Raw genomic sequence first — 13,716 nt, forward strand, 5'->3', positions numbered from 1 at the left:
CAAGGGGTAAATTTGGTTGCGCAGGGATAATATCATCCATTTACAACCTTTCATTCCATATAAACCCATGTAACATCTTATGTAATAAACTATCGTAATTGGCTCCCAAAAGTAAAACCGCGCTATGGAGCAAGAAAACGAATACATAGATGCTTTTCGAGTATAGCCTCTGTTTTGGTGCATCTTTCTATATTTTAGGCGGCTAAAGCGATTTAACGAGGAATGCATTCTGGAACATTTCGTGTAACTTCGATAGAACTGGACTTAAATCGACGCCATTCTTCAGGAATGACTTGATATTTACAGGGGGTCCCTTAGAATGGTAGAGAAGAAGATGATAGAGGAGTTCAGGACATGAATGAGGTTGTTGTACGAAACAACGTGAAAGTGATAGGAGAAGGGGAGCGCACACTCATGCTGGCGCATGGATTCGGCTGCGACCAGAGCATGTGGAAATATATCTTGCCTGCCTTCGAGCCGCACTATCGCATCGTGCTGTTCGATTACGTAGGCTCGGGACGATCCGATCTATCGGCGTATACATCGGAGAGGTACAGCAGCCTGGACGGGTACATGCAGGATGTGCTGGATATTATGGAAGCGCTGCAGCTTCAGGACGTTATCTTCATAGGTCATTCCGTGAGCTCCATGATCGGGATGCTGGCATCCATCCAGCGGCCGGACTATTTTGAACAATTAATCATGATCGGACCTTCGGCCCGCTATTTGAATGGTGACGGGTATGTTGGGGGTTTTGATAAAAGCGATGTGACCGAATTGCTGGCGATGATGGAGATGAACTTCGCGGGCTGGGCGAGCTTTCTCGCGCCGATTGCCATGAACAATCCAGAGCTTCCCAAGCTGACCAAAGAACTGGAACGAAGTTTCATCTCCACAGACCCTGGGATTACCAGAGAGTTTGCCGAGGTGACCTTTTTCTCGGACTGCCGGAACGAATTGTCTCGCGTTACCGTGCCTGTGCTCATTATGCAGTGTTCGGATGACAGCATCGTGCCGATTGCAGCCGGCGAATATTTACATAAACACCTCCATAACAGTACATTCCGCCTCATGGAGGCAAAAGGCCATTATCCGCATATCAGTCATCCGGAGGAAACCATTACGATAATTCAGGAGTATCTGAAATAAGCGTGTATATCTAAGGATGAGGGCTCGTACGGAAAGGATCGATCAATAAGCAATGGATGAGCGATTGAAATATGCACCCTGCGGTTATGTTTCCATAACCCAGCAAGGCCTCGTAAGAGAGGTGAACCAAACCTTCCTTCATATGATGGGATACCTTGAAGAAGACGTGGTGCAGAAGCATTTTGAAGCCATGATGTCGACGGCAAACAAGCTGATATTCCACTCCTATTTCTATCCGCATATCCATCTTGACGGACATGTGGAAGAGCTGTTTATCCGTTTAAAGAACAGTCGGGGCGATTCTGTTCCCTTCATATTGAATGGTCGACGGTTTGAGCGGGAAGGCGAAGAATGGCTGGACTGCGTACTGGTGCAGATGGGAAGGCGCATTGATTATGAGATGGAGCTGAGGACGGCCAAGAGGCAGATTGAGGAAGCGTATTGGGAGAAGGATCGGGCGCTTGGCGAGCTGAAGCATATTCATATGGAGATTGAACGGAAGCAGACGGAGCTGATGGAGATTAATGCGGTCTTGGTCGAATTGTCGAATACGGACAAGCTGACAGGACTGAAGAACCGCAGGTTCTTTCAAGAGCAGCTCGAAGAGCAGCTGAGACTTTACAACCAATCAGGACGTCCATTCTCCTTGTTCCTCATCGACATCGATTATTTCAAGCGCGTGAACGACACATGGGGACATGCGGTGGGAGATGAGGTTCTGGTTGATGTAGCGGGTATACTGAAATCCTGTGCACGTGAAGGAGATGTCGTGGCCCGTTATGGCGGGGAAGAGTTCGTGATGATTCTGCCGGGGCTGGATGTGGCGGAAGCAAGGGAGATTGCGGAGCAGTTCAGGCGCGCAGTCAATGATGCCATCTGGACAACAGGCAGCATTACTATCAGCATCGGCATGATCACAGCGACGCCGGAGGAGGCGGCACTCCTGCAAAAAGCGGATCAGGCCCTGTATGCCTCCAAGCAAAACGGTAGAAACCAGGTCACCCATCATGTGGATTTGAAGCTTCCCGGGTATTCGCACTAATAATGACGGTATCGCTACAAAAAGCCATAACCCAGGTGAGCTAAGGCTCGCATGGTTATGGCTTTTCAGGTTTATCCGAGTATTTCAGGTGGGTGTCGTCTCGCACGCTTCATCATGCTTCGCCAAGTGGCGAGCAGCCAGAGACTTCGTCCCTCAGGGCAGACGTTTACCGGGCAAGGCGGACCCCAAACACCGCTTGAATTACTGTCCGGCACTGCGCCGGTTGTACGAGTCGGTGTACGTGCTGTGCCGGAAGTGCAGAATCGGGTCATCGGACAGCGCCATGCCCTCCGCCATGACCGTGGGGTCCATGAGCAGCCCCTCGGGCTCCTCGATGATGTCGGTGACGTAGAGATGGCCAAGGATGACTCGTTTACGGTCGTCCGGCCATGCGCGGGTAGGATCATCTGTGGGATCGCCAGCTTCCCCGAAAATGGCATCCAGCTGGAATACAGGCTGGCGCTGTCTCAAGGCGAAGGTGCAGCTCGTCCATCAGATAATCCTCTGGCTGCTGTGCGGCTTCCTTGATAGACAGCGTCTCCACACCGCCTTCCGGCAGCCATTCGAATTTCACGGGCCGGGCATTTCCCTGCGAGTCGAGGAACAAGTAGGCATGGATGCAATAATAATGACAGGCAACATAGCTGGCCGGCGGCTTTAGAAGTTTTACAGCCAGCAGGCTTTCTTTGCTCTCCGAGAAATGGGTGATGATCTCTCGAATCAGATCTATCGGTCCCCGCTCGCCTTCCCGAGTCTCGTTAACGGTCTTCATGATGTCGAGAAACGATTCGGGTGTACGGGCAAAAAAGACCGGCACCGTGGCCCCTACCAAGTAAGTAACATCGCCCCCAGGCAGGGTGAATTGGACGGCCATCCCTTTGGCCGGAGATAACAGGTCAGCCATGGCCGGGTTGGTTGAAACGCCGGAGAAGCGGACGATTGCGGGCGTCTCCGCCTGTTCCTGCATATGAGGGGCCGTGGTAAAGGCTGCGCCCAGGCCGCTCGACCGGAAGCTGGCACGGCAGCAGAATCCCTTGGCATGCGCCCGGCGGTAGCCGGGATGCACGCCGGACAGATCCTCAAGGGCATTCACCGTTTGCGACGTGATATCGGATGGAGCAGAATCCGGAACCGGATGAGTACGGCCAGACTGCGCGTCTGTCATCATCTCTTCCTCCTCGCGTTGTCATTAATTACCACGAGAGTGTGCCCCATTAACTTGTTTTTTATGAGAGTAGGGGAATCTACATGAATTCGTAGAAGTAACGAATGAAATGAAAAAAGATCGGCGAGGTGTAGGTCAGGCTGTCCACCCGGCTTAAGTAGCTTTTCTTCAACGCATCGAACCGTCCGTCGTCGCCGATTAATAGATCCCGCTTCAGCACCGATACCGTCAAGCTGCCGAAGAAGCCGCTGAGGCTGATCAGCATGCCGGATAAGAGGGCGAAGGTCGGGCTGAGCGGCGTCAGATAGGGGTAGATGAGGTAGGCGCATCCTGTTGTTGCAAGAAACGCACAGGCAAAGCCTTCCCAAGTCAGGTTGGGGTTCGATGTCGGCACGATTCTGCGTCTGCCAAAATAGAGGGAAGCGATGGTGTGCACCACATCGTTGAGCTGTGTTAATACAACGAGAAACAGCACGAGTCCTGCTCCATACTGGGGCGACGCAAATTGGAAGTAGGCCAGGTGGCTGAGCCCGAACACCATCAGCATCAGACCCCACTGGGTCGAGCTGACGCTGCGCATGAACCCGACGGTACCTTTGTTGATCAATCGCGGGAGCGGCAGCACCAGGAATACATAAATCGGTATGAATACAATAAACATGCCGTACCATTCGATATAGATCCAGTAGAACTGGACAGGTATGGTTAAGTACGCCCACAGGAACAGTCGGCGGTCGGCTTTTCTTGTTTTGATCATGGAGAAATATTCTTTGAGCGTAAAGAAAGTAAGCACCATTAGGGATAGCAGAGAAACGACGGGATTCAGAAACGTCGCCAGGCAGAAGATGACCAGCATGCCCCACCAGGTTTTGATGCGGAATCCTACATCGGTATAATCGATATTCGGCTGCGTCTTGCTCATCACATAATAGAGGAGCTGAATGACCGACAGGACGGAGAATATCAGGATTAAGGTTAGTATCGAGCTTTCCATATGCCTATCATCACCAACTTGTCACGGGTAGGATTTTTCGTTCTGCTGCAGGAATCATATGTTATTATGAAGGAATAACTCCAAATTGATAAGGGGAAATTTCGTAAATGGTAGACGATCGATCGGTCTTTATACTGCTTACCAATACCGGAACGCTCTTTACAAAAGTCATTCAGGGCTATACGAGAGCACCTTACAATCATGCTTCGATCTCCTTTAACCGGGAGCTGTCGGAGTTATATAGCTTCGGAAGAAAGAATCCGAACAACCCGCTGAACGGCGGGTTTGTGAAGGAGGATCTGAGGACGGGAACGTTCAGTAAGTACCCCAATACGACATGTGTCATCTATGAGCTTCGGGTGTCTGAACGCGACATCGAGAAAATGAAGCGGGTCTTGCAGGCCTTCATCCGAAAGGACAAAAAATACTTTTATAATATATTGGGTGTGCTGGGCATCGCGCTCAAGGAACCGATTGAGTTCAGCAATTCCTACTTCTGCTCGCAATTTGTGGCAGAGATTCTGCACCGATCCGGCGTCAGGCTGTGGGATAAGCTGCCTGCCCTGGTAACGCCGGACGATTTTCGCCAAAGCGAGCGCCTGAACTTGATATATGAAGGAAAGCTCAGCGAGTACGAGGCTTGAACTTCGCGGCAAGTGTGCGGCCGCTTGCAATCCTCCTCCTACGCTCCCCTCCCCGAACATCCGAATCACGATCCGATGATGAAGGAACTGCGCAGTATATTTGATCGGAATGAGCAGGAGGGCCACGTGTTTTTTGATTATGAGACGAGGGTGTATTGGGGAGAGGTTCAACAGAGTTTATTGTTTGAGCGCCGCTCGCCCGGGGTACTGGTACTACGAGTGCACCGATGAACTTAAAAGGAGCGGATGATCATGGAAGTCCATGTCAGATCTTTTTTCGTGAACGATGATGGAGAGGTCCCTAACAATCCTGAGCTGCCCGTCATTGTATACAATGGCGTGTTCGCGGATGACCCGAGCGGGCTGGAGGCAGCCTTTAACCGGCATCAATGGAGCGGGAGTTGGGCAGGCGGCGTATATGATTATCATCATTATCACAGCAACACGCACGAAGTTCTGGGCGTGAGGTCCGGAAGCGCGACCGTCCTCGTGGGCGGTGACGCAGGGGAGAGGCTGGAGATTTCTTCAGGCGATGTGATTGTGCTGCCGGCAGGTACTGCACATATGAAGCTGAGCAGCAGCCCTGATTTTGAAGTGATTGGTGCTTATCCCGAAGGGAACACGCCGAATCTGAGGGAGCGGAACCCGACGGATCGCGCGCAGGCCATCCACGAAATCAGAAGTGTCCCCGTCCCGGATACCGACCCGGTATTTGGCAAGGAAGGACCGCTGCTGCATAAATGGGTGAAATGATAAGATCGATAACCGCCGTATGGGAAGTAAAGAGATCGGGAGGCCGGCACTAAGACTGCGCATGTGCGCAGGGCAGGTGCGGCCTCTTTTTTTATATACAGGAAATTGTAATGGAACTTGGCCCATGCTATCTTAAATAATGGAAGGTTTGGGTACATGGTTTTCAATTCTGCTAGTGGAGGTGCGGTATATGAAAGCGCTTTTTATTGGAGGGACCGGAACGATCAGCTCGGCAATCACGAAGCAGCTGCTGGAACAGGGGTGTGAGCTCTATCTGTTGAACCGGGGGAATCGAAATGACGCGCTGCCGGAGGGAGCGCATGTGCTGCAAGCTGATATTCATGATGAGGATCATGTGGCACAGCTCGTTTCGGACCTGCATTTTGACGTGGTGGCTGATTTCATCGCCTTTGAACCAGCCCATCTGGAGAGGGATTACCGCCTGTTTGAAGGGCGAACCAAGCAGTTTATTTTTATCAGCTCGGCTTCAGCCTATCAAACGCCTTTGTCCGATTATCGCATTACCGAGGGCACGCCATTATCGAATCCGTATTGGGAATATTCCCGTAATAAAATAGCATGTGAAGACTATCTGATGAAGCAGTACCGCGAGACAGGCTTTCCGGTTACGATCGTTAGACCGAGCCATACGTATGATGAACGCTCGATACCGCTTGGTGTTCATGGCAGCAAGGGGAGCTGGCAGGTCGTGAAGCGGATGCTGGAGAATAAACCCGTTATTATTCATGGAGATGGAACATCCCTGTGGACGTTGACGCACAACAGCGATTTTGCCAAAGGCTTCATCGGCCTGATGGGCAACATTCATGCCATTGGGGAGTCGGTGCACATCACGTCGGATGAGTCGCTCACCTGGAATCAGATTTACGGAATCATTGCGGATGCGCTTGGCGTACAGCTGAATGCGGTCCATGTGTCTTCCGAGTTCCTGGATGCCACCAGCACGCAGGATTTCCGCGGCTCGTTATGGGGTGATAAAGCCAACAGCGTTGTGTTTGATAACAGCAAGCTGAAACGGCTGGCTCCTGACTTCGTGGCAGCCATTCGCGCGGATCAGGGTATCAAGCAGACGGTGCGCCATATTCTGTCCCATCCGGAGCTGCAGCGGGAGGATGCGGAGTTTGATGAATGGTGTGACAAGGTGATCTCCGCATTGGAGAAAGCGAAGTCTCTTGTCAACGAATAGTGTTATCAAGGGCACCCCGACCGAGGGGTGTCCTTTTTTTTGCGGATTTCCGTTAAGTCTTTTATAAAAGAAGGAATATGTTAGAATGGTACGATATGTTGAAACATAAACAAGAACGGGAGAATATGAAATCATGTCGAATTTGCCGAATTGTCCGAAATGTAACTCAGAATATACGTATGAAGACGGGAATCTTCTGGTTTGCCCTGAATGTGCCCATGAATGGACCCTGGAGTCTGAAGCGGAGCATGACCAAGAGGCCAGGATCGTGAAAGACGCGAACGGAAATGTCCTGGTCGACGGTGACTCCGTAACGGTGATCAAAGATCTGAAAGTAAAGGGCAGCTCCTCCGTACTGAAAATAGGCACCAAGGTGAAAAATATCCGTCTGGTTGACGGCGATCACGATATCGATTGCAAAATCGACGGATTTGGCGCGATGAAATTGAAATCGGAATTTGTGAAAAAGATTTAAATCGTGCCCGCAGTCGTGAAGAAAGCAGGTGTAACGTGGATATTGTTCTGTTCGTGTTCATTATACTTGTGGCATCCATACTCCAGACCAGCACCGGATTTGGTTTCTCCATCCTGGCTACTCCGTTTCTGCTGCTGTTATTCCAGCCGGCTGAAGCGATTCAGATCAACCTGGTTCTATCCCTTGTGATTTCAGCTGCGCTGATCGCCAAGATTCGCAAGGATATCGACTATGGCATCTTAAAAAGATTGGTCATCGGAAGCGCAGCCGGTCTGCCTGCAGGGATCATCGTGTTCTCACTCATCGATATCGATGCTTTGAAATTAGGCGTGAGCCTCATCATTCTGGCCCTAACCGCGCTGCTGATGCTGAAGTTTAGAATCCGCCAGAACCGGGGCAGAGATTTGGCAGTGGGAGGACTATCGGGCTCTCTGACAACCAGTATTGGTATGCCAGGCCCGCCGTTACTGTTATATTTCTCCGGCACGGATACGCAGAAGGCCAAGCTTCGAGGGACAACCCTGGCCTTCTATTTGTTCATATATTCGCTCAGCCTGATCATTCAGGTGACGGTGGCGGGAACGAGCAAGACGGTCTGGATGTCCAGCGGAATCGCGCTTCCCTTGGTCTTCGCCGGGCTGTTCATCGGACAACGTTTATTCAACGTCATCAACCAGCGGGTGTTTCAAATCTTCACCTACATCATCTTAATCTTTACGGGTGTGTACATGCTGATCGAGAGCCTGTAATGAAGAGTTATCGTGCCGTGTTCTTCAGCATCGCCTCTGCGAGCAGGGGAAACAGGTTATCAAAAGCATGCGTATTGCCGTCAAATACATAACCTCCCGGATAAGCGGGATCTTGGCTCCGGAATTGGGTCATACGATCGTATAATTGCTGTGCCCAAGGGAGGTCATCCGTTTTCAGCGCGAGAATTATGGCTAGAGCGTAGACAGCAGGGGACTCATAAGCCGCGTCCGGCTTGCGGGTCTCCCGGTGGTAGCGGCCAACCAGCTGTCCGTTCTGCTGGAACTCTTCCTTGAGGAACGATATAAGCTCCCTCGGCGGATGGTTCATCTCCGCCAGGTGAATGCCAACGATCAGCTGGTCAATCAGATTGACCGAGGTGTCGTATTCATATTGGCCGGAGCCGATCTGAAAGGTCTTGGGATAGAAGACGCCGTCATTCGGCATATGGAACAGCAGGTCTTGATATCGTGCATAATCCTGGCTGGACAGAATTCCGATCTGCTCCATCTCCCGCAGTGCGGATATGTCTGCATAAACCAGGCTCAACACGGCGGGCGATTCATTCCGCTCAAAATCATGATAATCCACCAAATATCCTTTGGTTTGAGAGGAGGCCTGCAATGTCGACCCGATCCTTTTTGCCAATGGAAGATAGGACTCGTTGTTGTCCCACAGTCTGGATGCCTTCAGCAAGGCGTCCAGGATTCGCAGATCATCGCCCAGCGCATTCGTGGTTACGTCGGATCGTCCGTCCGGTCTAAGCTTCCACCGGATATAGGTCTCCTTGTCCTGGTGAAGGAAATAAGTTGTAAGCAGTTGAACGCTCTCATCGAACCTTGCCTGATCACCGGATAGGATGGCGTACTGCATCCAGAGCCCGAGTGACTCGGATAACGCTTCTCTGCCTGCAACGATATCCGGGTGCTCTGAAGGAGCCGGCTTGAGATAGGTAGCCAGCGTACCGTTATCGTTCCGCATATGTTCTTCGATAAACGCAGCGGTCATGTCGGGGTTCTCCCTGTTCTGAAGGATGGAATAAGTTATAAAAAAGATGCCGGTAAAAGCAAGGGTGGCGGTGATTGCAAGAATGGTTTTCTTGCGGTTCGAAAATCGCTTTGTCATAGGTTCACCTCGAACATACTATTCTACACTTGCGTGCCAATGCCTTTAAGAAGAGCTGGGGATGGCTGCATACAGCCTTTTTTTGATTATAGCCTTTGTTGATCATAAGCTTTGTTATACCCCAAAAAGGGCTGTACCCGATGTTTGAAGTACAAAACATCCAGGGTACAGCCCTTATGTATAAGCATAGGATCGACTATTGCAAACGGACAATCTTCAAACTCTGATCCTGCAGATGCTGAATGATTCGCGGCAAGGCATCCACAACCGCCTGCGATTCGTGCAGAAGAATAATGGAGCCGGAAGCCTCGATGTGCTGGACATAATCCAGGATTTTATCCTCGTCGCGAGTCAGCCAATCCTCAGGGTCCCGATTCCAGAGCACCATTTTGTTGCCTTGGTGACGGCTTAATGCTTCGGTCTGGCCATCAAACGCCCCGTAAGGCGGGCGGAAGAGCACCAATTTCTCGTGCGTAATATTCTCAATGAGTTCAGCCACGCGGGTCAGTTCCATTTCCTGCTGTTTATAGGATAGGCTCGACATTTGGCTATGGGTCATGGAGTGGCTGCCGATCGAAAATCCATTGGCATGGATAGCCTGGACATAATCGGGATGTTTTTTCACATTGGTGCCCACAAAGAAGAACGTGCCGCCCACTCCATATTTTTGCAAGATGTTCATGATATCCACGGAGTGCTTGGAGGGTCCATCATCGAATGTTAGAGCTACATAGCCTTTGGGAATGCTGAAGCTGATAAACTCATCAAGCTCCAGATATGGAACGGTGTCAGAAGGAAGATGATGATCCTCCGGCTGTTTCTCAGTTTCCTCCTCCAGCGAAGCTACGGGTTTAGCCATTATCGCATGTCGGTTCTCGGCCAGCAGCTGGATGACCGTTTCTACCTCCACCGTGGCCGTTGTTGCTTGGCGGGGCGGAATGCCACTTGGATCTGAGTAATTAAATGAACTTAATAACAACACAAAGATCAAACTCATCATGGTTGCGCTTACCAGCTTAAGCGGAAGCCGATGCCTTTTCCTTCCGGAACGTCGGGCGTCTGTACCCTCCTCGATCGGTACTGCTATGGGTTCATCAGGCTCAGATCGATACGCAGACAGGAAGGGCAAAGTATGTAGATCATCCAAACGCCTTGCATTCTTAATCGACTCTAATTCGTTTCTGAAAGAAACCGAGCACGCGAATTGAAACCGATCACTATGATCACGATATGTACGCGTAATTAAACCCATGTATTGCTGTTGATTTACATCCCATACGGTTTGCAAGGATAATCGGTATTTGTGAATCCAGTTGAATTCCGACACGGCTGCTATATTCTCGATGGTATCGGTATCAGTGATCCATATTAGTTCTGCCGATTCAGTGAAGGACAGCTTGATTCGTAGACCGAAGACTTCGGAATCCCTCTCGATAGCCAGCAGTTCAATGACTTTTCCATAGGAGTCTGACATGATGGCCCCCCTTTCTCTAGATGTTAGATTACGGGCTGTCTTTATTCAGATGATGTGCTGGAAGCCGATGTCTTCGGTGAGAAGGAGAAGGACATTTTCTCGGTAAAATCATTGATGGTCTGCATCAGTCTGGCTTTATCATCCAGAATATTCTGGTATTGCTCCGCATATTTCTCGTTTGCGATCTCCAGCTCGCGGACCTTCTCTTCAAGCGAGCTGATCTTGAGCATGCTTTGATATTGTGAATGGTTAGCCTCTTCATAGAGCTTGTTATATTTGGCGGTCTCCGTTTCGAGCTGGTTGGAGAGCTTCTCGTACGCCAGGTTCGATGTCAGCTGATATTCCTTGTAGTCCTCAAGCAGCTGGTCGTAACTCATCTGTTTGTTGGTCAGCACATTCTCGAGCTCGCGGATCTCTTTGTTCTTCTCCTGAACGAGCTGATCTCTCTTGATCTGCTCGTGCTTATACCGGTTAATCGTTTCGTTTGCGGTTAAGAGCTGGTCCTCCAAGCCTTTATTCTTATAAGACAGCAATTGGCGTTCCTTCAGCATGTTCTCGATGGACACAATGACGTCAAGGCCGATTTTGTCCTGATTATCCTTGGAGAACAGATGTTTATTGCTTTCTGCAGCAGGCATCTCAGCCTCTACGGAATAAGCCGTTTCCTCTTCTGCCGCTGCGGCGATCTCCTGGTATTCGGTGTTGTTCTTCTCGGGTTGGCTCTGATTCGAGCGAGCATTCTTAAACCAGACCATACCTTTTTTTTCTGTTTCCCTGGCCAAAATATCAACTCCTATATATTTCAATGAATGTCATATGAGATTAGAGTAAAAGACCCTACTAATAGTCATCGGTAAAAACACCCTAAAAACTTTGCCCTGTTCCCTTGTGAAAACAAAAAAAAGCCCCACAGCGTTGTGGGGGCATGAAAGCGGCAAATCAGCCGTTCCTTATGGACGAAAGAGCGGGGACTCTGATAGAAAAAAAGGATGTGCAGATGCTGCACTCCTCTATTCAGGCTTCTGAATGATCAGTTTCGGGGCGATGACATCCACCCGATTCGTCCAAATTCCGCCGCTGTAATCGTCTGGCAGCCGCTGCAGATCCAGCTCGGAGTCAAAGCCCTCCGACCAGCCCCCGTCTCCGGCAACCAGGATGACGCGCGTATTGATGCTGTCCATCCGGTTCAGGAATTTATCGGGCCAGCCCCATAAATAGCGGGCATACTTCTCCGGGATGTGCAGCTGGGTGTTGCGGCAGACCGAGGGAATGTAACCGCTCCAGCCGGCTCCGGCGTAGGATACAAGACAGCTCTTGAGTGTATGCATCGACATGACGCGCAGAGAAGGCAGCTGCGATTTTAACGTACGAATCGGTTGATCGTCCCCGTAAACGGTCAGCTGGCTAAGACGCTTCAGCGGCAGCCCGGCCAGATAGTCCGCAAGCAGCTTCCCTTCCTCTGGGTCTGTGCTTTTGATATGGATAAGAAATTCCCCGTCCGGGAATTCCGTTAACACTTCCTCTAATGATGGAATCAGGCCCACGCCCTTGCCGCGGAACGGATAGGTGGCCCCTTGATCAGCCGTGTAGCCATACCCGATGTCTATTTTTTTCAGCTGGTCCATGGTATAATCCTTGACCGAGCCCTCCACATTGGTGCGGCAATCCAGAGTCCAGTCATGGAACACAGCGATCTGACCGTCCTTGGTCGGCTTGACATCCAGCTCCACGATATCGGCACCGGCCTCAAACGCAGCTTCCATGGACGGAAGGGTATTTTCCAGATAGGCATGCTCCGGCACATAGATGCGGGAAGCGGTGCAAGTGTCAGCCTCAATGCCCTCCATCGGGAAGGTCTGACCGAGCCCGCGATGGGCCAGCAGCAGCGGCTCTCCATGACGGTCTTCGGTGAATAGCGATGTATTATTAACAAATAGAAATACAAACAGAACGACAAAAAACAGTATGATATTCTTCCATCTTTTTAGTGTTCGCATGATCCAATCCCCCAAAATCGTTTACAATAAGCAGTATAGTAGATTTGATTAACTTCTCTCTCTAAGTTCTCTATTTCTTTCTCTTATTTAAATCTTAGTGATTTTGGGCGCATACTCAATGGCTGGAGCATGACAATTGCATAATAGCGAACTGATAAATACGATAGGTAATTTAAGGAAACAGGAGGGAGCATGATGGACAAATCCTCCTTTTTGATGGTGGAGCGGGGGAATCCCTACGAGCGTGGAGACGTAATACCGTTAACCAAACCGATGATGGTGCTTGGCCGCAAGGGGCAGCACTTTCATCCGGATATTGCGTTTGATAATATTTTTGTGTCCCGGCGGCATGCGGCGCTGCTGTATAGAAGCGGGCATTTCAGCATTAAGGACCTGGACAGCAAGCATGGAACCTATGTCAATAAGGAGCGGCTGGCTCCTCAAGAGGAAGTTCCCCTTCAGCATGGGGATATCATTGTGCTGGCGGGCGATCTTATCGTGCTGTCCTTCTCGATTCTGAGCATGGATGAGACGATGGACATCACGCCGCTGATCAAACATCTGGCCGCTATTGAGACGTCCGGCGGATTTCAGCTGAACCCTTTTAAGCAGGAGATGGTATACGGCGAAGACGTGTACGCTTTTTCGGAAAAAGAGTACAAGTGCATGGAGCTGCTTATTCATCATCAAGGCCAGTTTGTGTCCAAGGAGCAGCTGAAGACCTACGTGTGGCCCGAGCGAAGCTGCAGCACGGACGAAGTGCCCGACGTGAGCTCGGAGGAGCTGAACGCGCTGATCTATCGGGTGCGCAAGAAGACGCGGAATATTCTGGAGATTGAGAGCATCCGTGGAAAGGGTTATATCCTTCAGTCCGAAGATGAGCGGTAATCAGGTTTGCACAATTCAGATAAAAAACAGACAGGCAGGCTCTTCCTCATTTTGCG

The 13,716-nt window shown here is 50.5% G+C and carries 14 protein-coding genes; 8 read left to right on the top strand and 6 right to left on the bottom strand.

Annotation, left to right across the window (positions count from 1 at the left end; all coding sequences use genetic code 11):
* The first annotated feature begins 354 nt into the window (after positions 1-354).
* Both M2277_RS21435 and M2277_RS21440 read left to right on the top strand, forming a co-directional pair.
* Complete coding sequence (locus tag M2277_RS21435) at positions 355-1,149, top strand: alpha/beta fold hydrolase (RefSeq protein WP_006207217.1); 795 nt, start codon at positions 355-357, stop codon at positions 1,147-1,149.
* A gap of 52 nt (positions 1,150-1,201) precedes the next feature.
* A complete protein-coding gene (locus M2277_RS21440; RefSeq protein WP_280755489.1) occupies positions 1,202-2,191 on the top strand; it encodes a sensor domain-containing diguanylate cyclase in 990 nt (329 codons plus the stop codon).
* 403 nt (positions 2,192-2,594) lie between these two features.
* On the opposite strand, the gene M2277_RS21445 is transcribed toward M2277_RS21440, so the two are convergent.
* Positions 2,595-3,359 carry a catalase gene (locus M2277_RS21445; protein WP_234972729.1) on the bottom strand — a complete coding sequence of 255 codons (765 nt, stop codon included), beginning with the start codon at positions 3,357-3,359 and terminating at the stop codon, positions 2,595-2,597.
* Positions 3,360-3,435: 76 nt separating this feature from the next.
* Complete coding sequence (locus tag M2277_RS21450) at positions 3,436-4,350, bottom strand: phosphatidate cytidylyltransferase (protein WP_006207213.1); 915 nt, start codon at positions 4,348-4,350, stop codon at positions 3,436-3,438.
* Positions 4,351-4,457: 107 nt separating this feature from the next.
* Here M2277_RS21450 and M2277_RS21455 point away from each other — a divergent pair, with 107 nt between their 5' ends.
* The 5 genes from M2277_RS21455 to M2277_RS21475 all read left to right on the top strand — a co-directional run bounded on the left by M2277_RS21455 (position 4,458) and on the right by M2277_RS21475 (position 8,178).
* Positions 4,458-4,994, top strand: coding sequence for a hypothetical protein (locus M2277_RS21455; RefSeq protein ID WP_006207212.1), 537 nt, complete (start codon positions 4,458-4,460; stop codon positions 4,992-4,994).
* Between the two features lie 252 nt (positions 4,995-5,246).
* Positions 5,247-5,747: a cupin domain-containing protein gene (locus M2277_RS21460; RefSeq protein WP_006207211.1), complete on the top strand. Its 501-nt coding sequence runs from the start codon at positions 5,247-5,249 to the stop codon at positions 5,745-5,747.
* 190 nt (positions 5,748-5,937) lie between these two features.
* Positions 5,938-6,954 carry an SDR family oxidoreductase gene (locus M2277_RS21465; protein WP_006207210.1) on the top strand — a complete coding sequence of 339 codons (1,017 nt, stop codon included), beginning with the start codon at positions 5,938-5,940 and terminating at the stop codon, positions 6,952-6,954.
* Between the two features lie 133 nt (positions 6,955-7,087).
* Entirely contained in the window at positions 7,088-7,429 is a 342-nt protein-coding gene (locus tag M2277_RS21470) for a zinc ribbon domain-containing protein YjdM (RefSeq protein ID WP_006207209.1), read from the top strand.
* Between the two features lie 35 nt (positions 7,430-7,464).
* Positions 7,465-8,178 (top strand): sulfite exporter TauE/SafE family protein, encoded by a 714-nt coding sequence (locus M2277_RS21475; protein ID WP_006207208.1) that lies wholly within the window; start codon positions 7,465-7,467, stop codon positions 8,176-8,178.
* A gap of 7 nt (positions 8,179-8,185) precedes the next feature.
* Here the strand turns inward: M2277_RS21475 and M2277_RS21480 are convergent, their stop codons facing one another.
* The 4 genes from M2277_RS21480 to M2277_RS21495 form a co-directional block, all read right to left on the bottom strand.
* On the bottom strand, positions 8,186-9,301 hold the full coding sequence (locus M2277_RS21480; protein WP_006207207.1) for a glycosyl hydrolase family 8: 1,116 nt from the start codon (positions 9,299-9,301) through the stop codon (positions 8,186-8,188).
* 196 nt (positions 9,302-9,497) lie between these two features.
* Positions 9,498-10,775: a polysaccharide deacetylase family protein gene (locus M2277_RS21485; RefSeq protein WP_006207206.1), complete on the bottom strand. Its 1,278-nt coding sequence runs from the start codon at positions 10,773-10,775 to the stop codon at positions 9,498-9,500.
* 41 nt (positions 10,776-10,816) lie between these two features.
* Positions 10,817-11,557, bottom strand: a complete 741-nt coding sequence (locus M2277_RS21490) for a hypothetical protein (protein WP_006207205.1) — start codon at positions 11,555-11,557, stop codon at positions 10,817-10,819.
* Positions 11,558-11,785: 228 nt separating this feature from the next.
* Positions 11,786-12,772, bottom strand: a complete 987-nt coding sequence (locus tag M2277_RS21495; protein WP_280755490.1) for a glycerophosphodiester phosphodiesterase family protein — start codon at positions 12,770-12,772, stop codon at positions 11,786-11,788.
* Between the two features lie 192 nt (positions 12,773-12,964).
* Here M2277_RS21495 and M2277_RS21500 point away from each other — a divergent pair, with 192 nt between their 5' ends.
* A complete protein-coding gene (locus M2277_RS21500) occupies positions 12,965-13,660 on the top strand; it encodes an FHA domain-containing protein (RefSeq protein WP_234972727.1) in 696 nt (231 codons plus the stop codon).
* Positions 13,661-13,716: the final 56 nt, after the last annotated feature.

The sequence above is a fragment of the Paenibacillus sp. LBL genome (assembly GCF_029893715.1).
In the GTDB taxonomy this organism is placed as follows: Bacteria; Bacillota; Bacilli; order Paenibacillales; family Paenibacillaceae; genus Paenibacillus_AQ; species Paenibacillus_AQ glucanolyticus.

Excerpts from the sequence above, each read along its gene's own strand:
- M2277_RS21435 (WP_006207217.1), top strand. The coding sequence starts at position 355 with ATGAATGAGGTTGTTGTACGAAACAACGTGAAAGTGATAGGAGAAGGG.
- M2277_RS21440 (WP_280755489.1), top strand. The coding sequence starts at position 1,202 with ATGGATGAGCGATTGAAATATGCACCCTGCGGTTATGTTTCCATAACC.
- M2277_RS21445 (WP_234972729.1), bottom strand. The coding sequence starts at position 3,359 with ATGATGACAGACGCGCAGTCTGGCCGTACTCATCCGGTTCCGGATTCT.
- M2277_RS21450 (WP_006207213.1), bottom strand. The coding sequence starts at position 4,350 with ATGGAAAGCTCGATACTAACCTTAATCCTGATATTCTCCGTCCTGTCG.
- M2277_RS21455 (WP_006207212.1), top strand. The coding sequence starts at position 4,458 with ATGGTAGACGATCGATCGGTCTTTATACTGCTTACCAATACCGGAACG.
- M2277_RS21460 (WP_006207211.1), top strand. The coding sequence starts at position 5,247 with ATGGAAGTCCATGTCAGATCTTTTTTCGTGAACGATGATGGAGAGGTC.
- M2277_RS21465 (WP_006207210.1), top strand. The coding sequence starts at position 5,938 with ATGAAAGCGCTTTTTATTGGAGGGACCGGAACGATCAGCTCGGCAATC.
- M2277_RS21470 (WP_006207209.1), top strand. The coding sequence starts at position 7,088 with ATGTCGAATTTGCCGAATTGTCCGAAATGTAACTCAGAATATACGTAT.
- M2277_RS21480 (WP_006207207.1), bottom strand. The coding sequence starts at position 9,301 with ATGACAAAGCGATTTTCGAACCGCAAGAAAACCATTCTTGCAATCACC.
- M2277_RS21485 (WP_006207206.1), bottom strand. The coding sequence starts at position 10,775 with ATGTCAGACTCCTATGGAAAAGTCATTGAACTGCTGGCTATCGAGAGG.
- M2277_RS21495 (WP_280755490.1), bottom strand. The coding sequence starts at position 12,772 with ATGCGAACACTAAAAAGATGGAAGAATATCATACTGTTTTTTGTCGTT.
- M2277_RS21500 (WP_234972727.1), top strand. The coding sequence starts at position 12,965 with ATGATGGACAAATCCTCCTTTTTGATGGTGGAGCGGGGGAATCCCTAC.